The sequence below is a fragment of the Rhizobium viscosum genome, assembly GCF_014873945.1.
In the GTDB taxonomy this organism is placed as follows: Bacteria; Pseudomonadota; Alphaproteobacteria; order Rhizobiales; family Rhizobiaceae; genus Rhizobium; species Rhizobium viscosum.
The window spans coordinates 366,343-389,232 of record NZ_JADBEC010000001.1; the positions used below are offsets into that span (position 1 = coordinate 366,343).

The 22,890-nt window shown below is 60.6% G+C and carries 18 protein-coding genes and 1 tRNA gene; 9 read left to right on the plus strand and 10 right to left on the minus strand.

All coding sequences use genetic code 11. The features are described 5' to 3' along the window. Window positions 1-27: 27 nt before the first annotated feature. From H4W29_RS01945 to H4W29_RS01960, 4 genes are all read right to left on the minus strand, one after another. The gene (locus H4W29_RS01945) at window positions 28-624 is read right to left on the minus strand and encodes a TetR/AcrR family transcriptional regulator (protein ID WP_192727423.1); all 597 of its coding nucleotides are present in this window, start codon (window positions 622-624) and stop codon (window positions 28-30) included. An 11-nt stretch (window positions 625-635) separates the two neighbouring features. Then, on the minus strand, window positions 636-1,142 hold the full coding sequence (locus H4W29_RS01950; RefSeq protein WP_192727424.1) for a DinB family protein: 507 nt from the start codon (window positions 1,140-1,142) through the stop codon (window positions 636-638). A 169-nt stretch (window positions 1,143-1,311) separates the two neighbouring features. Then, the gene (locus H4W29_RS01955) at window positions 1,312-1,659 is read right to left on the minus strand and encodes a hypothetical protein (protein WP_192727425.1); all 348 of its coding nucleotides are present in this window, start codon (window positions 1,657-1,659) and stop codon (window positions 1,312-1,314) included. Window positions 1,660-1,765: 106 nt separating this feature from the next. Continuing rightward, window positions 1,766-1,841, minus strand: a tRNA-Thr gene (locus H4W29_RS01960). 185 nt (window positions 1,842-2,026) lie between these two features. On the opposite strand from H4W29_RS01960, the gene H4W29_RS01965 reads away from it, so the two are divergent. From H4W29_RS01965 to H4W29_RS01975, 3 genes are read left to right on the plus strand one after another with little or no spacing between them, the layout of a single operon-like run. Then, a complete protein-coding gene (locus H4W29_RS01965) occupies window positions 2,027-2,800 on the plus strand; it encodes an NAD kinase (RefSeq protein WP_192727426.1) in 774 nt (257 codons plus the stop codon). A 4-nt stretch (window positions 2,801-2,804) separates the two neighbouring features. After that, window positions 2,805-3,329 carry a hypothetical protein gene (locus H4W29_RS01970; protein ID WP_192727427.1) on the plus strand — a complete coding sequence of 175 codons (525 nt, stop codon included), beginning with the start codon at window positions 2,805-2,807 and terminating at the stop codon, window positions 3,327-3,329. Between the two features lie 30 nt (window positions 3,330-3,359). Beyond that, window positions 3,360-4,379 carry an alpha/beta hydrolase family protein gene (locus tag H4W29_RS01975; RefSeq protein ID WP_192727428.1) on the plus strand — a complete coding sequence of 340 codons (1,020 nt, stop codon included), beginning with the start codon at window positions 3,360-3,362 and terminating at the stop codon, window positions 4,377-4,379. A 52-nt stretch (window positions 4,380-4,431) separates the two neighbouring features. Here H4W29_RS01975 and prfB read toward each other — a convergent pair. The 3 genes from prfB to H4W29_RS01990 form a co-directional block, all read right to left on the minus strand. Beyond that, window positions 4,432-5,563, minus strand: a protein-coding gene (prfB, locus tag H4W29_RS01980; protein WP_192727429.1) for a peptide chain release factor 2 whose coding sequence is annotated in 2 segments (ribosomal slippage) — window positions 4,432-5,493 and window positions 5,495-5,563 — 1,131 coding nt in all. Because the reading frame shifts where the segments join, the coding sequence is not laid out codon by codon here. Between the two features lie 120 nt (window positions 5,564-5,683). Beyond that, a complete protein-coding gene (locus tag H4W29_RS01985) occupies window positions 5,684-8,143 on the minus strand; it encodes a penicillin-binding protein 1A (protein WP_192727430.1) in 2,460 nt (819 codons plus the stop codon). 260 nt (window positions 8,144-8,403) lie between these two features. Continuing rightward, window positions 8,404-9,654, minus strand: coding sequence for an N-acetylmuramoyl-L-alanine amidase (locus H4W29_RS01990; protein ID WP_192727431.1), 1,251 nt, complete (start codon window positions 9,652-9,654; stop codon window positions 8,404-8,406). 631 nt (window positions 9,655-10,285) lie between these two features. Between H4W29_RS01990 and H4W29_RS01995 the strand changes: the two genes are divergently transcribed. After that, entirely contained in the window at window positions 10,286-13,138 is a 2,853-nt protein-coding gene (locus H4W29_RS01995; protein WP_192727432.1) for an Rne/Rng family ribonuclease, read from the plus strand. 107 nt (window positions 13,139-13,245) lie between these two features. On the opposite strand, the gene H4W29_RS02000 is transcribed toward H4W29_RS01995, so the two are convergent. Next, window positions 13,246-13,863, minus strand: a complete 618-nt coding sequence (locus tag H4W29_RS02000; RefSeq protein ID WP_192727433.1) for a GNAT family N-acetyltransferase — start codon at window positions 13,861-13,863, stop codon at window positions 13,246-13,248. Continuing rightward, entirely contained in the window at window positions 13,863-15,521 is a 1,659-nt protein-coding gene (locus H4W29_RS02005) for an acyl-CoA dehydrogenase family protein (RefSeq protein WP_192727434.1), read from the minus strand. Before H4W29_RS02005 ends, H4W29_RS02000 begins: the two co-directional genes overlap by 1 nt. A gap of 180 nt (window positions 15,522-15,701) precedes the next feature. On the opposite strand from H4W29_RS02005, the gene H4W29_RS02010 reads away from it, so the two are divergent. Genes H4W29_RS02010 through dprA form a run of 4 tightly spaced genes read left to right on the plus strand, consistent with a single transcriptional unit; the run spans window position 15,702 to window position 19,771 of the window. Further along, complete coding sequence (locus H4W29_RS02010) at window positions 15,702-16,658, plus strand: aspartate carbamoyltransferase catalytic subunit (protein WP_007823958.1); 957 nt, start codon at window positions 15,702-15,704, stop codon at window positions 16,656-16,658. Beyond that, the gene (locus H4W29_RS02015) at window positions 16,655-17,947 is read left to right on the plus strand and encodes a dihydroorotase (protein WP_192727435.1); all 1,293 of its coding nucleotides are present in this window, start codon (window positions 16,655-16,657) and stop codon (window positions 17,945-17,947) included. Before H4W29_RS02010 ends, H4W29_RS02015 begins: the two co-directional genes overlap by 4 nt. A gap of 55 nt (window positions 17,948-18,002) precedes the next feature. Continuing rightward, window positions 18,003-18,623, plus strand: coding sequence for a glycerol-3-phosphate 1-O-acyltransferase PlsY (gene plsY / locus H4W29_RS02020; protein ID WP_192727436.1), 621 nt, complete (start codon window positions 18,003-18,005; stop codon window positions 18,621-18,623). Continuing rightward, window positions 18,623-19,771 (plus strand): DNA-processing protein DprA, encoded by a 1,149-nt coding sequence (gene dprA / locus H4W29_RS02025; protein ID WP_192727437.1) that lies wholly within the window; start codon window positions 18,623-18,625, stop codon window positions 19,769-19,771. The genes plsY and dprA overlap by 1 nt, the downstream gene beginning before the upstream one ends. Here dprA and H4W29_RS02030 read toward each other — a convergent pair. Further along, entirely contained in the window at window positions 19,751-19,957 is a 207-nt protein-coding gene (locus H4W29_RS02030) for a hypothetical protein (RefSeq protein WP_192727438.1), read from the minus strand. The two genes, dprA and H4W29_RS02030, sit on opposite strands and share 21 nt — an antisense overlap. Before the next feature lie 257 nt (window positions 19,958-20,214). Between H4W29_RS02030 and topA the strand changes: the two genes are divergently transcribed. Further along, complete coding sequence (gene topA, locus H4W29_RS02035; RefSeq protein ID WP_192727439.1) at window positions 20,215-22,890, plus strand: type I DNA topoisomerase; 2,676 nt, start codon at window positions 20,215-20,217, stop codon at window positions 22,888-22,890.

The window sequence follows — 22,890 nt, forward strand, 5'->3', positions numbered from 1 at the left end:
CCGACCTGGAAGTGACTGCAAATCGTCTCACCGGACGAAGCGCAGAACACTTTCCTCGATATTGCGAAGCAGTTTTGTTCGCTCGGCAGCATCGTCGCCGATGGCATTCTGATTTACGACACCGTGCAAAGCGTTGAATAGGAATATGGCGGTGAATGCCGGCTCCCTTAGTGACCAAGCTCCCTCACGGCATCCTGCTGCAAGCAATTGCTGGAGACTATCGATCAGGATGTTGCTCGTCAGGCCCTCGCGGCTGGGAGGCGGAGCAGCAGCAAAGACGAGATTGTGCAGGCGCGCCGCGTCCAAATAGCCCACGGCACAGGCTTTTGCCCAAGCCGTCAACTTGCCGTTCCAGTCGCCCTTATGCTGTTTACCTACTTCTTCCACGATGCCGTTCAGAAGCTTCTGAACGAAGCGGGTCCGCAATGCTTCGATGACATCCGCCTTCGAGGAGAAATGAAGGTAAAAGGCGCCCTTCGAGACGGCAGCGCCCTGGGTGATCTCCTCGATCGTCGTATGCTCCACCCCCTTGTCGAGGAATAGGCGTTCGGCCACGAGCATAAGATCGTCCCGCCTTTCCTCGGCTGGTTTGGTTCTTGGCCTGCCGGCGACGCGTGATGTCATCGGAAAGTCCGTCAATGCCCGCGCCGCTGAGGCTCCGCCCGGTGCAGGTAGCCTGCGAATACGTCACGCATAGCAGTGTTTTCAATGTCGGGCAAAAGACGGCCGATCTCCCCGCGATGATAACCGCTATGGGTGATGACATGGGCCAGCATCTCCTCCCGCGACATGTGGCCCTGCCCGCCATCGGTAAAAGTGAAGTCGATCGTCTCTTCGAGCTCCTCAGGCGTCACCTGCACCATATAGTCCAGATACCACCTGTCGGTTTTCCTGATCGCGGAAGCGAGATCCCCAAAAGCTGGCGGCTCGCCGGTCCAACTCGCCGTATAGCCATGCGGCTCCTTCTGCAGGTTGGCAGCGAAAATCCTGTCTACAAGTTGAGCGTGATTGAGAACACGAAAAGCGGACTGGAGGTTTTCCGATGGATTGTTTTCGGGAAAAGCAGCAAGCGCGGTCAGAAGTTCCTCATCGACGCTGGCCTTATATTGAAAGAGAGAGGTCAGGAGTGTTTTTGCAGACATGGCGAACTCCATCGCGGTAACTGATGATAATCTCTTAAATTATTGACTGTCGGTCAGTCAATAAGGCTTCAAGTGTGTGAATATGGATCAAATAAAAATCCCGCCGCAAACTCGAAGGTTGCGACGGGTTTTTATTAGGAGTTGGAAAATAGCTTGCCTCGGTCAGCAATCAGCTGCGGTAGCGCCAATAGGGTCCGTCATGATGGCGACGCCAATAATGACGCTCACGCCAACGCTCTTCCTGCCACGGGCTCCAGCGGCGTTCATAACCCCAGGCCGGACGCCAGTAGCGACGTTCGCGCCAATGGCGACGCTCGCGCCAGTCGCGGCGATCACCCCAATCACGGTCGCCCCGATCTCGATCACCCCAATCTCGATCACCGCCGCGGACCTGGATCACATCGCTCTGTTGTGAGGCTGCCGGACGGTCGAGAGGGATGGCCGCAGCCGGAGCAACGGCGGAAAACAAAGTACCGGCCGAAAGGGCGGCTGCTAGGAGAAAACTGGAGATCCTCATGGCTCACTTCCTCGTTTCTGATGAAGCGAAAATGACCTGATGCTCCTGAATCGCCGCTGAATCGACCCTTCAGTCTCTGTTCATGTAATGGAATGGCGCGGAAAACTGGTGCCCCCGGCAGGGTTCGAACCCGCGACCCCCTGATTACAAATCAGGTGCTCTACCAACTGAGCTACAAGGGCAATGGCTGCGAAGTAGCAGATTCTGATCTTTTGTAAAGAAAATTTGCCCTTTTCGGCAGCTCGGCAACGCTATCCACAGCGGGATGTCGATCAACGCTATGATTGGAACTTCACCCGCAACGCAAAACGTCTTGTCGTACAGGCCCTTTATCCTTTAGCTAGAGCAGCATAACAAAGGGCATTGCATGGGCCGGTCATTTCAGACGCTTTCTTTTATCGCCTCGCCGACCACCGAGGCACTCGCCGCGCGGGATGAACTGATTCGCCTTTACGGCGATGTGCCTGCAAATGAGGCCGATGTCATCGTCGCGCTCGGCGGCGACGGATTCATGCTTCAGACGCTGCACAGCACGATGAACAGCGGCAAGCTCGTCTACGGGATGAATTGCGGCTCGGTCGGCTTTCTGATGAACGATTACAAGACCGCCGACCTGCAGGACCGCATCTGTGCCGCCGTCGAGAACGCGTTTCATCCACTGAAGATGACGACATCCAATGCCGACGGCAGCAGTTCCTCGGCGCTTGCGATCAACGAGGTCTATCTTTTCCGGCAATCCTATCAGGCAGCGAAACTCAGGGTGGAAATCGACGGACACGTGCGGCTGGAGGAATTGATCTGCGATGGCTTGATGGTGGCAACACCTGCAGGCTCGACCGCCTACAATCTTTCGGCCCACGGCCCGATCCTGCCGCTTGACGCGCCCCTCCTCGCCATGACGCCGGTCAGCGCCTTCCGGCCGCGGCGCTGGCGCGGAGCGCTGCTTCCCAACCGGGTGACCGTCGACATCCATATATTGGAAGCCGAGAAGCGGCCCGTGAATGCGGTCGCCGACAATACTGAGATCAAATCCATACTGCATGTGCGCATCGCCCAGTCCGAGGACATGACCGCACGCATTCTTTCCGATCCCGACCGCTCCTGGTCGGACAGGATTCTGGCAGAACAGTTCGAGGATTGAAATGATGGCGATGCGGCAAGCATTCATGACGGCGCTCCTCGTTTCCGGCTGGGCGATCGCCGCCGAGGCGCAGACCGTTCATGACGATATCCTGCCGGCCTCGGTCATCTTCGCGACCAGCACCGGCTATTGGGAAGACGACGGCAATTCGCTGCCGGTCGAGCGTGCCCCGACAACCACGCAAAGCGTCAGCACCCAAAATGTGAGCGAGGGGGATGCCAAGCAGCGGCACGGCTATTACAAGCTTTTCGCCGTGCGCCAGCCGGACAAGACCTCCAAGGTCTTTCTGCAACAGATCGCGCAGAGAGACGCCGGACCTGCCATCATTTCAACGGTCGAACTGCAGGAAATCAGCGATCTCAAGCCCTATGTTACCGACATCCGACCCGAAAACTCTACCGGTTTCATCAAGGAACCGGGCCTTTTCGCCACGGTCTATCTGAAGACCGATCCAGCCGCCGAATCCGATGGCTGGACGGTGCTGATAGACGAGTTTGGGGACATTACCGTGGAGAAAGCGACCAACTGAGCGTCGCAGGCTATTCATCGGGACTAAGCCATGAAACTCGGCTTTCGCGAAGGCGTTCTCCACGACGAGACGCGGCCGGACTGGGACGAGACCGGTCCAAGACCTGTCCGCTGGTCCCTATGGTATCCGGCAATCGACGAATCGATCGAATCCGAAATCCCGGGACGAAGCTGGTTCAGAAGGGCCGCTGTCGCCAGCGATGCGCCCGTTCAGCCGGCGACGAAGCCCTACCCGCTGGTACTGCTGTCGCATGGCACCGGTGGCTCGGCTGCAGGGCTGGAATGGCTCGCCCGCCGCCTGGTCGATCGTGGATTTATCGCGCTCGGCGTCGACCACCACGGCAATACCGGCGGCGAAGCCTATCGCGCCGAGGGCTTTGCCTGCCTTTGGGAGCGCGCGCCCGATCTGAGCCTCATGCTCGATCGCCGAAAAGACTGGCAGGGTGATCTTGCCGGGCATATCGATATCAAGAGCGTATTCGCCGCCGGCTTTTCAGCAGGAGCCTATACGGTAATGCTGCTTCTCGGCGCGGTCGCGCAATTTTCGCAGTTCGAACAATCCAGATTGAAGCCTGGGGGGCCGCGCGGCCCGAGGGAATTTCCTGACCTCGCCGATCATATTCGGTCGCTGCTTGGCACGAGCACGGCATTTCGCGATTCATGGTCGCGGATGTCGCAATCCTATCGCGACGACAGGATCAGGGCCGCGCTGGTCTGCGCGCCAGGTCGATCTATCCGCGGCTTCAGCGAAGAGAGCCTGGAAGCCATCAATAAGCCTGCCCTCATTCTGGTCGGCGATGCCGACAACACCGCCCCGGTCGAAGAATGTTCGAAATGGCTGCATGCGCGGCTCGATCGAAGCACCTTCCGAATGCTTCCGGGCGGGCTTGGGCACTATGTCTTTCTGCCCGAGGGCAGTCCGTTGGGCCTTGCCTTTGCAGAGCATCTCTTTGTCGATCCTGCCGGCATCGAGCGTGCGGCTGTCCACGATGAGATCGCCGAGCGATCGGGTGTATTCTTTCACGGAATAGACATTCCAGCGGACGTTTGAAAAAGAAAAAGCCCCGTTTCCAGGGCTTTCTGTCTCAATCTGTCCTTACCGCTCAGTCGACGTCGTCGACGACAGCATCGGCTGCGCCACTGATGCGGTGAGCAAGTGCCGCTTCCATGAACTCGTTCAGGTCGCCATCGAGTACGTCATCGGGAGCAGTGCTCGCAACGCCGGTACGCAGGTCCTTCACGAGCTGGTAGGGCTGCAGAACGTAGGAGCGGATCTGGTGGCCCCAGCCGATATCCGTCTTGGAAGCGGCTTCGGCGTTGGCCGCCTCTTCGCGCTTCTTCAACTCGGCTTCATACATGCGGGCACGCAACATTTCCCACGCCTTAGCGCGGTTCTTGTGCTGCGAGCGTTCCTGCTGGCAGGCGACGACGATGCCGGTCGGGATATGGGTGATACGCACGGCCGAGTCCGTCGTGTTGACGTGCTGACCGCCGGCGCCCGACGAACGGTAGGTATCGATGCGGCAATCGCTTTCGTTGATCTCGATGTTGATCGAGTCGTCAACAACCGGATAGACCCAGATCGACGAGAAGGATGTATGGCGGCGCGCGTTGCTGTCATAGGGCGAGATGCGCACGAGGCGATGCACGCCTGATTCCGTCTTCAGCCAGCCATAGGCATTGTGGCCCTTGACCAGCAGGGTCGCGGACTTGATGCCGGCTTCTTCGCCGTCATGCACTTCCATCAGTTCGACCTTGAAGCGCTGGCGCTCGGCCCAGCGGGTGTACATGCGCAGAAGCATGTTCGCCCAGTCCTGGCTCTCCGTACCGCCGGCACCGGAATGAACTTCCAGATAGGTGTCGTTGCCGTCGGCTTCACCCGACAGCATGGCTTCGACCTGCCTGCGGGCAGCCTCGGCCTGCAGGCCTTTCAGCGCGTCTTCGGCTTCCTTGACGATGCCCTCGTCGCCTTCTTCCTCGCCGAGTTCGACAAGCTCGATATTGTCGGAAAGCTGCTGCTCCAGTGCCTTGACGCCGTTGATGCCGTCATCGAGCTGCTGGCGCTCGCGCATCAGCTTCTGGGCTTCCTGCGCATCGTTCCAGAGGTTGGGGTCCTCTGCCTTGTTGTTCAACCAGTCCAGTCGTCTTACCGCCTGGTCCCAGTCAAAGATGCCTCCTCAGCAGGGTGATAGCCTGCTTGGTTTCATCGACTACGTTCTGGATTTCCGCTCGCATTTTCCTGCTTCTTTGCTTCGGTATTCTGTGAGTGCCGGGGTATTCTGCAAAGCTCGTGACATAGAGACGCCCGCCGCGGATGTAAAGAGCCGTGGCGGGTGCAAAGGAAATCGGTCTCGATCAGAACAGGCCGGGCGTGTTGGTCTGGACCGCCTGGTTTGCTTGCGGCGACGTGCGCAGGATTTCTTCCGGCGCCATCGTGCCGTCCATGCCGATGACGGAGAAACTGTCAGCCGGGCCAGTGCCCGGTTTGAAGGCTTCGATGATGGTGCCCGGCTCGCCGTCTACAGCAGCCATGCCGGTCTTGCGGTTGATCGCGATCATGTTCATGCCGGCCGGGACCACGAATTTGGATTCTGGCATGTCCTTGACGGCCGCCTGCATGAATTCATTGAAGATTGGCGCTGAGAGAACGCCACCTGTACCGCCGCGGCCAAGCGGGGCCGGCGTATCGAAGCCCAGGTAGAGGCCGGCAACCAGGTCCGGCGTGAAGCCGACGAACCAGGCGTCCTTTTCATCGTTGGTCGTACCGGTCTTGCCAGCAACGTCACGGCCCGAAAGATCGACCTTGCCGGCAGCCGTACCGCGCTGGATGACGCCCTGCATCATCGAGGTGATCTGGTAGGAGGTCATCGGATCGAGAACCTGCTCGCGGTTGTCGACGATGTTGGGTTCTTCCTGGTTCTGCCAGTCGCCGGCATTGCAGCCTTCGCAGAGACGTTCCTCATGCCTGAAAATCGTCTTGCCGTAACGGTCCTGGATGCGGTCAACCAGCGTCGGCTTGATCTGCTTGCCGCCGTTAGCGATGACTGAATATGCCGAAACCATGCGCAGCACCGTCGTTTCGCCCGAACCGAGCGACATGGCGAGCAGCGGCGGCATCTTGTCGTAGACGCCGAAGCGTTCAGCGTATTCGGCAACAATATTCATGCCGAGGTCATTGGCGAGGCGCACCGTCATCAGGTTGCGCGAATTCTCGATACCGGAGCGCAGCGTCGAGGGGCCGCCGACTTCGCCGCCGTAGTTTTCCGGCTTCCAGACCTGACCGCCCGAAACGATCTCGATCGGCGCGTCCATGATGACCGAGGCGGGCGTATAGCCGTTGTCCATGGCAGCGGCGTAAACGAAGGGCTTGAAGGAGGAACCCGGCTGGCGCATGGCCTGCGTGGCGCGATTGAATTCCGACTGGGCATAGGAGAAGCCCCCGACCATGGCGAGAACGCGGCCCGTCTTCGGGTCCATGGCGACGAGACCACCCTGTACCTTCGGCGGCTGACGCAAGCGATAGGAGGTCGAATTGTCGCCGCCGAGACGCTCGACGTAGACGACATCTCCGGCCGAGACGGCGCCGACCGGCGACTTCGTCGTCTTGCGGTCGCCGGCGGCGGAGCGGAATGCCCACTGCATGTCCTTGGCTGCAATCGAACCACGCTCGCGTTCGGCTGCGACCTTGCCGCCTCCATCCTTGGGCGGCTGGAGGCCGATATCGACGCTGTCACTGGAAACGGCGAGCACGACCGCCAGTCGCCATTCCGGCACGTCCGAGAGAGCGGGTACTTCGGCGAGCGACGGACCCCAGTCGCCAGACGTGCTGATCTGCTTGATCGGTCCGTGGAAACCACGGCGCTCGTCGTAATTGGTCAGGCCATCCTGCAGCGCCTTGCGCGCAAAGAGCTGCATCTGCGGATCGAGCGAGGTGCGCACCGAAAGGCCGCCTTCATAAAGTGACTTCTCACCATACTGATCGATGAGCTGGCGACGGACGGCCTCGGCGAAGTAATCGGAAGCAAAAAGAGACGGTCCGCTGTTGCGGGCGGTGACGCCGAGCGGCTGCTTCTTGGCATCCTCGCCGTCGCTCTGGCTCACGTATCCGTTCTCGACCATGCGGTCGATGACCCAGTTGCGGCGTTCGAGCGCGGCGTCCGGATGGCGGAAGGGATGGTAGTTGGCCGGGCCCTTCGGCAGCGATGCGAGATAAGCAGATTCAGCAATCGTCAGCTCGGTAACCGACTTGTTGAAATAGGTCAGCGAGGCGCTGCCGATGCCGTAGGAGTTCAGGCCGAAAAAGATCTCGTTGAGATAAAGCTCGAGGATCTTGTCCTTGCTGTAGGCCTGCTCGATGCGGAAGGACAGGATTGCTTCCTTGATCTTGCGGTCGATCGTCTGGTCGGAGGTCAGAAGAAAATTCTTCGCCACCTGCTGGGTGATCGTCGATGCACCGACAGGGCGGCGGCCGGAGCCGAAATTCTGAAGATTGACGAGGATGGCGCGGCCAAGGCCGGTCAGATCGACGCCGGGATGGTTGTAGAAATTCTTGTCCTCGGCCGAAAGGAAAGCAGCCTTGACGCGGTCCGGGATAGCCTGGATCGGCAGGAACAGGCGCTTTTCCTTGGCGTACTCGGCCATGAGCGCACCGTTACCGGCGTGAACGCGGGTGGTAACCGGCGGCGCATAGCTGTTGAGCACCGCATAGTCAGGAAGATCCTTCGCGACATTAGCAAGATAGACGGCAATAACAGCCGCAGCGCCCAGGAACAGGACGCATGCTATCCCGAAGAAATATCCAAGAAGTCTAACCATATTTTTCAGCTACCGGTATTTCTAATCATTAGATCGGCGCAGCCGCCACAATCGCACAGATCATGTCTCTTTGCACGTTGCGCGGCTTACTCCATGCGCGTTGGCGCCACAAGCCGATTCCGTCTTACATGTTCGAAACATATAGATCGGAGTAACGGCGCGAATGTGAGCAAAATAGGGCCCGTCCCGCTACTTTCTCCTTCCCAGTCGGCAAGAGGTCCCGGTTTAGGCGCGGGTGTCACTTCCGGGCAACGCCCAGGCTAGCCGCCGTTTGCCATCAGGCTCGTGCGGTACCGTTTCACCGCATCGGTCAGGAGATCCGCCATCTTCAACCGCCAGACATCGTCAAGCAGACGCTTTTCGTCCTCGACATTGGAGAGGAAGCCGAGCTCGAGCAGGATAGACGGGACGTCCGGCGCCTGCAGCACACGGAAGCCCGCGTGACGGTGCGGATTGTTGATCGTGCCGACCTGATCCTTGAACGAAGCGAGTACGCTTTCGGCAAGCGAGATCGAAAAGGCCTGCGTCTCTCGCCGCGTCAGGTCAAGAAGGATATCGGCGACCTCAGGCGGCTCGGCGACCGTTTCCTTGCCGGCGATCTGGTCCGACAGGTTTTCGCGTTCGGCAAGATCGGCGGCGAGCTTGTCCGAGGCTTTGTCGGAAATCGTGTAAACCGTCGCGCCGCGAATATCTTTCTGCTTCAGCGTATCGGCATGCAGGGAAATGAAGAGGCCGGCATGGTTCTGCCGGGCGATCAGCACCCGCTGCGAGAGCGACAGGAATTCGTCGTCGTCGCGCGTCAGGAAGGCCTTGATGCCCGGCTCCTTGTTCAGGCGATCGGCCAGCGCCTTGGCGAAGGCGAGCGTCACCTGCTTTTCCTCGGTCTTCGTATCGACGCCGATGGCGCCTGTGTCGATACCGCCATGGCCGGCATCGATGGCAATGACGAAATCTCCGGGTGCTGCCTTTTCCGGCTGGGGAATGGCACTCGTCATCTCAGCCGCATCCGTCTTGTCGGTCCAAGACTGGGTCTTCACAAGTTCGGCGAACTTCTGCTTGTCGATCATCTCGGCATCGAGCACCAGCCGGTGGCCATTACCGCTCTCATCCGTCTGCACCTTGGCAAGGGCGAGCTGAACCGGGCGCGCCGCCGTCAACACGATGCGGGCGCTTCCTTCGTCCATGGCGCCATAACGGATGTCCTTGAAGAGGCCCCGCGCCTCAAGGTCTTTGGCCGGAAAGCCGAAAGCCGTTGCCGGCAGGTCGACGACGATGCGCTCGGGATTGGCGATGTAGTGGACGGAAAAACGAGGCTCACGGTCGAAATCGATGACGATACGGGTTCTGGCGTCGTCGCCGACGATACGCGCTCCGTAAGCCAACAAGGGGTTCTTTGCACCGGCTGCGCTGCCCGGAACCGCGCAAAGCGCTGCGAAGGCGAAAAGCCACGCCGCAAAACCCAGTTTTCGCCCTGCGGACAACTCCGCCGCGATCCGAAACCTCTTAAACAATAGCCCGCCACACCCTATTTTTTCTGCGATGGACCCTACATCGCCCCTGCTGTCGCCCGCTAGAGGCGAGCGCATACGCACCGACCCTCGAATCAGGATCGCTTATCCCCGAGAAGTTTATGCGATGCGAAATCCATCAATATTATGGCACATTTGGCTTTTCCCTTGCTATTGTGACAGAGAAAACATACAACGAATTTTAGGGTAGAAGTGTTGACGGGATAGAGTCGCCGCGAGGCAGCCAGCCGACCCCCGGACCTGGCGCTACAACCGGTAATCGTCCGCCGTCTAATGCATTTCCACCCGAGAACTGGATCCTGATTTTCCGGCTTCATGCTGGGATTTCATTGGTGGATCAGCCACCACGCTCTCAGGGAGCAAACTCATCGGACCCGAAACGGGTCTTCGTCATTGTCGATCACGCTTGGTTGTTGATGGTTTCGCAGCAGGTTTTATCTGAAGTGTACAGGCCCCGGAACGAAATGGTTCCGGCTGCGGTCTGGCTGCTGCCTTCTCCCTCGCACCAATCGCGACTTTTATTATCCGGCGCGGCCACGGCGGACCGCATTCTTTCTGTGTCAACAGCAGTCGGGAATGCGCTCTCGCGGCCTCGCCGAGGAGCTCAGCTTACATGGCAGACAAAATGCTTATCGATGCGTCTCACGAGGAAGAGACGCGCGTCGTTGTCGTTCGCGGGAACCGCATAGAAGAATTTGACTTCGAGTCGCAGCACAAGAAGCAGATTCGCGGCAACATCTATCTTGCAAAAGTAACGAGGGTCGAACCCTCGCTGCAGGCCGCCTTCGTCGATTACGGCGGCAACCGGCACGGCTTCCTGGCCTTTGCCGAAATCCATCCCGACTATTACCAGATTCCGCTTGCCGACCGTCAGGCTCTGCTTCGCGCCGAAGCCGAGGAGCATCGCCGCGACGAGGACGTCGAGCATGTCGAGACCGCGCCGCTCGTCGATCTCTCCACGCAGGATCAGCCCGATATCGGCATCGTTCCGGTGGAACAGCCGGAGGCAATTGCTGCAGAAGAAGTAGCAGCACCCGCCGAAGAGGCCGCACCCGTCGCTGAAGAAGCGCCAGCCAAGAAGCCCCGCGCCCGCCGCAGCCGCAAGAAGGCAGCCGAGCCGGTTGCCGAAGAGACCGCCGCACCGGAAGCATCGGTCGCCGACAACGATGACGAAGGTTCGACCGGCGGCGAGATGGCCGCGATGGTCGAAACGGACTCCATTTCCGAGGATGTCGACGTTTCAAAGCGCCGTCAGGACGACGACGATGATGACGACGACCACGGCGAAGAGGAGGTTATCGAATCCGTCGGCGCCGAAGACGCGATGGAAGAGGTTCCGGACCGCGTGCAGCGCAAGCCGCGCAAGCAGTACCGCATCCAGGAAGTCATCAAGCGCCGCCAGATCCTGCTGGTACAGGTCGCCAAGGAAGAGCGCGGCAACAAGGGCGCTGCTCTCACCACCTATCTCTCGCTCGCAGGTCGCTACTCGGTTCTGATGCCGAACACGGCGCGCGGTGGCGGCATTTCCCGCAAGATCACCAACCCGCAGGACCGCAAGCGGCTGAAGGAAATCGCCCGCATGCTCGAGGTGCCGCAAGGCATGGGCGTGATCCTGCGCACGGCTGGCGCAAACCGCACCAAGGTCGAGGTTAAGCGCGACTTCGAATATCTGATGCGCCTGTGGGAAAACGTCCGCACGCTGACGCTCGCTTCCACCGCTCCCTGCCTCGTCTACGAAGAAGGCTCGCTCATCAAGCGTTCGATCCGCGACCTCTACAACAAGGATATCGGCGAGATCATCGTTGCCGGCGAAGAAGGCTATCGTGAAGCGAAAGACTTCATGAAGATGCTGATGCCGAGCCATGCCAAGGTGGTTCAGCCCTATCGCGACATCCACCCGATCTTCTCGCGTTCCGGCATCGAAGCACAGCTCGACCGCATGCTTCAGCCGCAGGTGACGCTGAAGTCCGGCGGCTATCTGATCATGAACCAGACGGAAGCGCTGGTTTCGATCGACGTCAACTCCGGCCGTTCGACCCGCGAGCACTCGATCGAGGATACGGCGCTCCAGACGAACCTCGAGGCGGCGGAAGAAATCGCCCGCCAGCTTCGCCTGCGCGACCTTGCCGGCCTTATCGTCATCGACTTCATCGACATGGAAGAGAAGCGCAACAACCGCGCTGTCGAGAAGAAGCTGAAGGAATGCCTGAAGAACGACCGCGCCCGCATCCAGGTTGGCCGCATCTCGCATTTCGGCCTTCTGGAAATGTCGCGCCAGCGCATCCGCGCTTCCGTTCTCGAATCGACGACGCAGGTCTGCTCGCATTGCGGCGGCACCGGCCATGTCCGTTCGCAGTCCTCCGTCGCCCTGCATGTGCTGCGCGGCGTCGAGGAATATCTGCTCAAGAACACCACGCACAATATCACCGTGCGCACGACGCCCGATATCGCGCTCTACCTGCTCAACCATAAGCGCCAGACGATCGTCGATTATGAAGCCCGCTTCGGCGTGGCGATCATCATCGATGCGGATGGCTCGGTCGGCGCGCAGCATTTCGCGATCGATCGCGGCGAGCCGGTCGAAAACCCGGTCAAGATCGAAAGCCTCTTCAACTTCGCAGCCATCCCCGATGACGATGACGACGATGTCGTCATCGAGCATGACGAGGAGGAAGACGAAGAGCTGGAAGAAAAGCCTGTTGCCGCCGAGCGTCCTGCTGCCCGTGCAGAGGGTGAAGGCGAAGGTGGACGCAAGCGCAAGCGCCGTCGCCGTCGTCGCGGTCGCAACGGTGGCGCCGAGCAGCAGGTTGCTGCCGACGCCGTTTCCGGCGAGGCCGATGACGGCGATGAGGTCGAGGACGACGGAAGCGAAGGTGATAGCGATGCCGCCGAGGCACCGGCCGAAGCCCGTGCCGACAGCGATGACTCCCAGCGCCGTAAGCGCCGCCGTCGTGGCAAGCGTGGCGGTCGCCGCAACCGTGGTGATGAAGGCGCTGAGACCAGTGCAGCCGCGGAAGACGGTGAGGCGGATGAAGGCGATGATAGAGCCGGCGACGAAGCGCCCGAAACGGAAGCAGACGTGATCGAAGTCATCGCGGCTGAAACCGTCGAGAGCCAGTCTGCGATGGCTGCGATCGAAGGCAGCGAAAGCGTAGCCGAGGAGGTCAAACCGGCCCGCGGCCGTGGTCGCCGCAAGGCCGCAGCACCCTCGCCCGTCGAAGAGCCCGTGATTGAAGTGCCCGTCGCTGAGGCGCCTGTCGTCGAGGCAGAACCGGAAGCGGCGGAAGCTTCTGCGGATCTCGCGACGCCGGCACAGGAAGAGGCAAAGCCTGTTCGCGCCAACCGCGGCTCCAATATCTCGTCCTCTGAACCGACGGTCACCTCCACCCGCACCGAGGGCGCGGAAGCCGAGGGCGAAGGCAAGCCGAAGAAGGCTGGCTGGTGGCAGCGTCGTGGCTTCTTCTGAAAGCTGATTTTCGGCGATAAATGACATGATCCGGCTGCGGCAACGCGGCCGGATTTTTTTGCGCCATCAAATGATGGAATGCTTACCCTGTGGCAAACAGAGCTCGGTTAGAGCGTGCGGCCGAACCAGACGGAGGCTTCCGATGCCGGGACGAGTGGCGGGAGCAGGCGCTCGAAACCACGGGAAGACCAGAAGCGCAGGCCACCCTGGTTGTCGGCATTGACGCCGAGGTGAATGCCGGGCACACCTGCCTGACGCGCTTCAGATATCCAATGCTCCAGAAGACGGCTTCCAACACCCTGCCCCTGCAGGCGTGGCATCAGGTTCATGTGGATATGGGCCGGATAAGCCTCGACGATCTCGGCCCACATGGTGTGCGGATGATGGATCGCAAAGCTGCGGCGCTCGTCGGCCGTCCATCCAGAGGGATCGCCGGACGGATCGGCATATTGATCGCGCAGAGCGGGCCACCATTCGCGTTCAAGCCGCGTTTCGAAGGCGACGGTATCGTAGGCGCCGACGATGTAGCCGGCGATGCCCAGCTCATCCTCCGCCACAAAGGTCGTTTCCGGGTTGAGCACGACATAGGGCGCGGAATAGATATGGCCGACCAGGCGGCCATCACTGTAGAGGTGGCTCGCATTCTGACCGCCATCGCCGGTCGCAAGCGAAATGCCGTAGATCTGATCGAGATCGTCCCGCCGTGCGTTCCGAAACACCTGCATCAGGCAGCTGGCGGGTAAAGCAGATCGACGATGTAGCTCGCATCGAAACGGGAATCGAGCATGCCGTAAGTCGAGCGCCAGCCGCCCGCCAGACGGGTCTCGATGAAAGCATCGGCAATGCGCCCTGCCCCGAGCCGGTAGAGCTCGGCGGCACCGGCAACGAGCGCCAGTTGCTCGACGAGCAGGCGGGCAGCGCCCTCATCCTGTTCGCAAAGCGCGATCGCGGCGCGCAGCACGTCGATCGTCTTCTTTCCGGCCGGCCCCAGATCGCGCGCAAAACCTGCAAACACCGTCTCGAACAGATCCTTGCCGCGGTTCAGCACACGCAGCACATCGAGCGCCATGACGTTGCCCGACCCTTCCCAGATCGCATTGACCGGCGCCTCGCGATAGTGGCGGGCGATCGGGCGCTCTTCGATGTAACCGCTGCCGCCGATACATTCCATCGCCTCGTAGATCAGCGACGGGGCGATCTTGCAGCACCAGTATTTGGCGACCGGCGTCATGACGCGGGCATAGGCGGCGTCTTCGGCATTGCCACGCGCCTTGTCGAAGGCATCGGCCAGGCGGAAGGAGAGAGCCGTGGCGGCGGCAACATCGAGCGCCATGTCGGCGAGCACGCGCGTCATGATTGGCTGGTTGACCAGCATCTTTCCGAAAACGCTGCGACCGCGGGTGTGGTGCACGGCCTCGGCGAGCGATGCGCGCATAATGCCCGAAGAGGCGAGCGCACAATCGAGCCGCGTCAGCGTCACCATATCGAGAATGGTGCGGATGCCGGCATCGGGACCGCCGAGCAAGAAGCCGAACGTATCGGTGAATTCCACTTCGGACGAAGCATTCGATCGGTTGCCGACTTTGTCCTTCAGGCGCTGGAATTGCAGGCCATTGGCAGAACCATCCTCGAGCAGGCGCGGCACCAGGAAGCAGCCCATGCCCTCCTTGGTCTGTGCCAGCATGATGAAGGCGTCGCTCATCGGCGCGGACATGAACCACTTGTGGCCGGACAGCCGGTAAATGCCTTCGCTGACCTTTTCGGCAGCGGTCTTGTTGGCGCGGACATCGGTGCCGCCCTGTTTTTCCGTCATGCCCATGCCGATCGTCACGGCCGACTTCTGCATGGCCGGACGATTGGATGAATCATATTTGCGCGACAGGATCTTCGGCGCCCAGTCCTTCTGCACGGCCGGCGAGGCCGAGAGAGCGGCAACGGATGCGCTCGTCATCGTCAACGGGCAAAGATGGCCGGATTCCAGTTGCGCCGTCAGATAGAAGCGGGCCGCGCGAACATGGTGGGCCTGATCCTTGGCCTCCGTATCGGCCTGCGGATCCCAGACGGAGGAATGCAAGCCGGACGCCATGGAACGGCGCATAAGCGCGTGCCAGGCGGGGTGGAATTCGACGATATCAAGACGTTCGCCGCGCGGGCCATGGGTGCGCAGCTGCGGCGTGCCTTGGTTTGCCATGCGCGCCAGTTCCTGCGCTTCCGGCGAGGTGACGAAGCGGCCCATGTTTTCAAGGTCTTCACGGATGGTGCGCGGCAGCGTGGCAGTCAGATCGACGATCAGCGGATCGGATCGATAGGCATTGATTCCCGACCAGAGGCTCGGCTGGTTGAGTTCGGCGAGTTTGTCTTCAGTCCGGTTTGCGGAGGTCATAGTTCGCTTCTATTTCATGGACCCGGCAAAGGTAAACCGGAAGTTCGTGATTCGCAGATTTCTGCTCTAGCGGGATTCGACGGAAAATGCATGGGGACATAGGGATTTGCTCACAGTGCAAGCTTGCCCCTTCCCCCTACACTCTTTATAGACCCCGCGAAGACAATAAGAGGCAGGGTCATGGTCTTTTTCCCCCACCGCCACCTCATTGGCATCAAGGGCCTCACCGAGCAGGATATTACCTATCTTCTCGACAAGGCTGACGAAGCCGTCAAGATCAGCCGACAGAGAGAGAAGAAGACGTCGACCCTTCGGGGACTGACACAGATCAACCTCTTCTTCGAGGCATCGACACGGACGCAAGCCTCCTTCGAACTTGCCGGCAAGCGTCTCGGCGCCGACGTGATGAACATGTCGGTCGGCAATTCCTCGGTAAAGAAGGGCGAGACGCTGATCGACACGGCGATGACGCTGAACGCGATGCGGCCCGACGTCTTGATCATCCGCCACTCCAGCGCCGGCGCCGCGGCACTTCTAGCCCAGAAGGTCTCCTGCTCCGTCGTCAATGCCGGCGACGGCCAGCATGAACACCCGACGCAGGCGCTGCTCGACGCGCTGACGATCCGCCGCGCCAAGGGTCGGCTGTCGCGCATCATCGTGGCGATCTGCGGCGACGTCCTGCATTCGCGCGTCGCGCGCTCCAACATCCTTCTTCTGAACGCCATGGGCGCCAGGGTGCGCGTCGTCGCTCCTGCCACGCTGCTGCCGGCCGGCATTGCCGAAATGGGCGTCGAGGTCTTCCATTCGATGAAGGAAGGGCTGAAGGACGCGGATGTGGTGATGATGCTACGGCTGCAGCGTGAACGCATGTCCGGCGCCTTCGTGCCGTCGGTGCGCGAATATTACCATTTCTACGGCCTCGATGCGGAAACGCTGAAGGCGGCGAAGGAAGATGCGCTCGTCATGCATCCGGGGCCAATGAACCGCGGCGTGGAAATTGCCTCCGAAGTTGCTGACGGCCCGCAGAGCGTGATTGCGGAACAGGTGGAAATGGGGGTCGCGGTGCGCATGGCTGTCATGGAGACGCTGCTCGTTTCCCAGAATCAGGGACCCCGCACCGATGGAGTGGGCGCATGAGCAATCTCGTCCTCAAGAACGTTCGCATCATCGATCCTTCCCGCAATCTCGATGAAGTCGGCACCATCATCGTCAAGGACGGCCTGATTGTCGCGGCCGGCAAGGAAGCGCAGAACCAGGGTACCCCCGCAGGGGCTGCCGTGCGTGATTGCACCGGCCTCATCGCAACGCCTGGCCTCGTCGACGCCCGCGTCCATATCGGCGAACCGGGCGGCGAGCACCGCGAAACCATCGCTTCGGCAAGCCGGGCTGCGGCAGCGGGCGGCGTGACCTCCATCATCATGATGCCGGATACGCATCCCGTCATCGACGACATCGCGCTCGTCGAGTTCGTCAAGAAGACGGCACGAGATACGGCCGTCGTCAACGTCTACCCGGCAGCGGCCATTACCAAGGGCCTTGCCGGCGAGGAGATGACAGAAATCGGCCTCTTGATGCAGGCGGGCTCCGTCGCCTTCACCGACGCGCATTCCAGCATCTCCGATACGCAAGTGCTGCGCCGAGTGATGACCTATGCACGCGAATTCGGCGCCGTCATTTCCTGTGCCACGCGTGACAAATATCTTGGCGCCAATGGCGTCATGCATGAAGGCCTGCTTGCAAGCTGGCTCGGCCTCTCCGGCATTCCGAAGGAAGCGGAACTGATCCCGCTCGAACGCGATCTGCGCATCGCCCAGCTGACGCACGGCAATTACCATGCGGCGATGATCTCGGTGCCGGAATCGGTCGAGGCGATCGAGCTTGCCCGCTCGCGCGGCGTGAAGGTCACCTGTGGCGTCTCGATCAACAATCTGGCGCTGAACGAGAACGACATCGGCGAATACCGCACTTTCTTCAAGCTCTATCCGCCATTGCGCTCCGAAGACGACCGGGTTGCAATGGTGGATGCGCTGGCAAAAGGCGCGATCGATATCATCGTCTCCTCGCATGACCCGCAGGATGTCGATACGAAGCGCTTGCCGTTCGCCGAGGCCGAAGATGGTGCGGTCGGACTGGAGACGATGCTTGCGGCAGCGCTACGGCTTTATCACAGCGAGCAGGTCAGCCTGATGCGGCTGATCGATGCCATGTCCACGCGGCCGGCGCAGATCTTCGGCCTCGATGCCGGCACGTTGAAGCCCGGCGCCAAGGCCGATATCGCGCTGATCGATCTCGAAGAACCTTGGCTTGTCTCCAAGGACATGCTTCTCTCCCGCTCGAAGAACACGCCGTTCGAGGATGCGCGCTTCAGCGGGCGAGCCGTTGCGACCTATGTCGGGGGCAAGCTGGTTCACGCATTGCAGGACTGAGGAGGACTGCCCTGCCCTTCGGGCCTTCTCTCGGCAAAAGACTTGGGGAACAAAAATGATATCTGATCTTGTCACCTGGCAGATTACTCTGCCTCTGGCCCTTGCCGCCGTCGTGGTCGGCTACCTGCTCGGCTCTATCCCGTTCGGTCTCATCCTGACACGCGCCGCCGGCCTTGGCGACGTGCGCAGCATCGGCTCCGGCAATATCGGCGCGACCAACGTCCTACGCACTGGCAACAAGAAGCTCGCTGCCGCAACCCTGCTGCTCGATGCGCTGAAAGCCGCTGCCGCCGCCTGGATCATGGCCTATTTCGCGGGTGAGGAAGCGGGCATCATCGCCGGTTTCTTCGCCTTCATCGGCCACCTGTTCCCGGTCTGGATCGGCTTCAAGGGCGGCAAGGGTGTTGCCACCTATATCGGCACGCTGCTCGGCGTCGCACCGCTCATGGTTCTGCTCTTTGCAGCCGTTTGGCTGGGGACTGCCTTTATCAGTCGCTATTCCTCGCTTTCCGCTCTCGTTGCGATGCTTGTCATTCCGGTTGCATTGTGGATATTGGGCGACGAAAAGGTTGCGGCAATCATGGCCATCATGAGCGTCATCTCCTACTGGAAACACAAGGCCAATATCTCCCGTCTGATGAGCGGGACGGAAAGCAAGATCGGGGCTAAGGGGTAATGGACGCGCTCAGCGCAAAGCCAAAAGGAATTGCGCTGACGGAGAGACAGAGGATCGCCTGGCTGCGGCTGATCCGTTCCGACAATGTCGGGCCTGCGACCTTTCGCGATCTCATCAATCATTTTGGTTCGGCGGAAGCCGCGCTTTCCATGTTGCCGGAACTGTCGGCACGTGGCGGCGCGACGCGCTCGATCCGTATTGCCTCCGAGGCTGAAGCATATCGCGAGCTTGAGGCGGCGCAACGCTTCGGCGCCCGCTTCGTCGGCATCGGCGAGCCCGATTATCCGCAGGCGCTGCGCCAGATCGACGCCGCGCCGCCGCTGCTGATGGTCAAGGGCGATCTTTCCGTGCTGAATAGACCGGCGGTCGGCATCGTCGGTTCGCGCAATGCTTCCATCAGCGGCGCGAAGTTCGCGGCGATGATCGCCCGAGACTGCGGCCGGGCCGGCTATGCGGTCGTCTCCGGTCTTGCCCGCGGCATCGATACGGCCGCCCATAGGGCGAGCCTTGATACCGGCACCATTGCCGCAATGGCCGGAGGGCTGGACCAGCCCTACCCGCCTGAAAACGTCGGACTGCTGGAGGAGATATGGAATGGCAACGGGCTTGCCGTCAGCGAGATGCCTTTCGGCTGGGAGCCGCGTGCACGCGATTTCCCCCGCCGCAACCGGCTGATTGCGGGCATTTCGCTCGGCGTCGCGGTCGTGGAGGCAGCCGTTCGCTCCGGTTCGCTTATCACGGCGCGGATGGCCGGCGAATTCGGGCGGCTGGTCTTTGCCGTGCCAGGTTCGCCGCTCGATCCACGCTGCCACGGCACGAACGGCCTTCTGAAGGACGGAGCGATGATCGTCACTTCACCGGAGGATGTCGTGGAAGCGCTTGCGCCGCTCTCCCAGCCCGATCTCTTCTCGCTGCCATCAGCCGAAGAACCGAAGCGCGAAGGTGGCAGGATGTCGCTTCCGCCCGACGAAACGGATCGCACGCTCGTCATCGATGCGCTGGGTCCGACGCCGGCGGAGATCGACGACATCATTCGTCATACCGGTCTCTCGGCTTCCGCCGTCTATCTCGTTCTTCTGGAGCTGGATATGGCCGGGCGTCTCCACCGCCATGCCGGCGGACAGGTTTCAATTTCCATGGCCGACTGAGCCGCCATCGATGCGTGACTGCAGGTCTCCGGCTTCGACACAGGCCATTTCGATGAGATAACAGAGCATCTCCGCATTTTCGCGTTCCGCCATCTGGTGCAGTTCTCCGAGCATCTGCCGGATGAAGGCAACGTTCTCACGCGATGCTTTGAGATCGGTGTTCTTTTCTGCAACCTTGGGGGCCATAATTGTCTCTATGAAATTGGAGAGGGCTGCTTTACCAGGGAGCCCGGACCACACTTCAAAAACGATAGCTTAATCATCCTGAATTGCAATAGATTCAAAATCTCGCAATGGTTGCGACATGCGCCAAAGAGGTAAAATTAAAGCAAACCTCTTGACCGGAGCGAATTCCCTGTCCATGTCGGAGGGCCGGCATTCATGTTGCAGTGCGTGTTGCGCCTGCTTCTTCGCCGGATCGGCATCTTTTTTAGAGAATCATCATGAATGTTGTAGTGGTGGAATCGCCTGCCAAGGCCAAGACGATCAATAAGTATCTGGGTCCAGGATACAAAGTGCTCGCCTCCTTCGGCCATGTGCGCGATCTGCCTGCCAAGGATGGATCAGTTCTTCCGGATCAGGATTTCGAAATGCTGTGGGAAGTGGATGGCGCCTCTTCCAAGCGCATGAAGGATATTGCCGACGCGGTGAAATCTTCCGATGCCCTGTTCCTTGCGACCGACCCTGATCGCGAAGGTGAAGCGATCTCCTGGCATGTGCTCGATCTTCTGAACAAGAAGCGGGTCATTAACGGCAAGCCGGTCAAGCGCGTCGTCTTCAACGCCATTACCAAGAAGGCCGTGCTCGACGCGATGGCCGATCCGCGCGATATCGATGTCCCGCTGGTCGATGCCTATCTGGCACGCCGCGCACTCGATTATCTCGTCGGCTTCAATCTCTCGCCAGTTCTCTGGCGCAAGCTGCCCGGCGCACGTTCGGCCGGCCGCGTGCAGTCGGTTGCGCTGCGCCTCGTCTGCGACCGTGAATCCGAGATCGAACGTTTCATCTCCGAGGAATACTGGAATCTTTCGGCGCTCTTGAAGACACCGCGCGGAGACGAGTTCGAAGCAAGGCTCGTTGCCGCCAATGGCAAGCGGCTGCAGCCGCGCTCGATCGGCAATGGCGAGGAAGCCGGCAAGCTGAAGGCGCTGCTGGAAGGCGCAAGCTATGTCGTCGAAAGCGTCGAGGCAAAGCCGGTCAAGCGCAACCCGGCCCCGCCGTTTACGACTTCAACTTTGCAGCAGGCCGCCTCCTCCAAGCTCGGCTTCTCGGCATCGCGCACCATGCAGATTGCGCAGAAGCTTTATGAGGGTGTGGATATCGGCGGCGAGACCGTTGGTCTCATCACCTATATGCGTACGGACGGCGTTCAGATGGCACCTGAAGCGATCGATGCGGCACGACGCGCCATCGGCGAGCAGTTCGGTGACCGCTACCTGCCGGAAAAGGCACGCTTCTACTCCACCAAGGCGAAGAACGCTCAGGAAGCACACGAAGCGATCCGCCCAACCGATTTTAACCGCTCGCCCGATCGTGTGCGCAAGTTCCTGGATGCCGACCAGATCCGTCTTTATGACCTGATCTGGAAGCGCGGTATCGCCAGCCAGATGGCATCGGCCGAAATCGAGCGTACGACGGCTGAAATCATTGCCGACAACAACGGCCAGAAGGCTGGCCTGCGCGCCGTCGGCTCCGTCATCCGCTTCGACGGCTTCATCGCCGCCTACACCGACCAGAAGGAGGATGGCGAGCAGAGCGACGACGCTGATGACGAGGATGGCCGCTTGCCGGAGATCAATGCGCGCGAGAACCTCGCCAAGCAGAAGATCAATTCCACGCAGCACTTCACCGAGCCGCCGCCGCGTTATTCTGAAGCCTCGCTCATCAAGAAAATGGAAGAGCTCGGCATCGGTCGCCCATCCACCTATGCCGCGACGCTGGCGACGCTGCGCGACCGCGACTATGTGACGATCGACAAGCGCAAGCTGATCCCGCAGGCGAAGGGGCGTCTCGTTACCGCCTTCCTCGAAAGCTTCTTCACCAAGTATGTCGAATATGATTTCACGGCCGACCTCGAAGAGAAGCTCGACCGGATTTCGGCCGGCGAACTGAACTGGAAGCAAGTTCTTCGTGACTTCTGGAAGGATTTCTTCTCGCAGATCGAAGACACCAAGGAACTGCGCGTCACCAACGTTCTGGATTCGCTCAACGAGGCGCTGGCTCCGCTCGTCTTCCCCAAACGCGAAGACGGCAGTGATCCGCGCATCTGCCAGGTCTGTGGCACCGGCAACCTGTCGCTGAAGCTCGGCAAGTACGGCGCCTTCGTCGGTTGCTCGAACTACCCGGAATGCAACTATACCCGCCAGCTCTCCTCCGAAAACGGCGGCGAGGCTGAAGGCGCGGCGCTGAACGAGCCGAAGAGCCTCGGCACCGACCCGACCACCGGCGAGGAACTGACGCTGCGTTCGGGCCGTTTCGGACCTTATATCCAGCGTGGCGACGGCAAGGATGCCAAGCGCTCGTCGCTCCCCAAGGGCTGGAAGCCGGAAGATATCGACTACGAGAAGGCGATGGCGCTGATCTCTTTGCCGCGCGATATCGGCAAACATCCGGAAAGCGGCAAGATGATCTCATCCGGGCTCGGTCGCTACGGGCCGTTCCTGCTGCATGACGGCACCTATGCCAATCTGGAAAGCATCGAGGACGTCTTCTCGGTCGGCCTCAACCGCGCTGTGACGCTGATTGCCGAAAAACAGGCCAAGGCGCCGGGCGGAGGCCGCGGCACGCCAGCAGCCCTCAAGGAACTCGGCGATCATCCTGACGGTGGTGCGATCACCGTTCGCGATGGCCGCTATGGCCCCTATGTCAACTGGGGCAAGGTCAATGCGACGCTGCCGAAGGGCAAGGATCCGCAGGCCATCACCGTCGAAGAGGCGCTGGTGCTGATTGCGGAAAAGGCAGGCAAGGCTCCGGCCGGCAAGACCAAGGCCAAGTCGGCAGCAAAGCCGAAGTCGGCAGCGAAGCCGAAAACTGCCGCAGCCGAGGCCAAGACGACGAAGACCGCCGCAAAGCCGAAGGCAACCAAGGCAAAAGCGCCGGCGAAAACGAAAAAGAGCTGA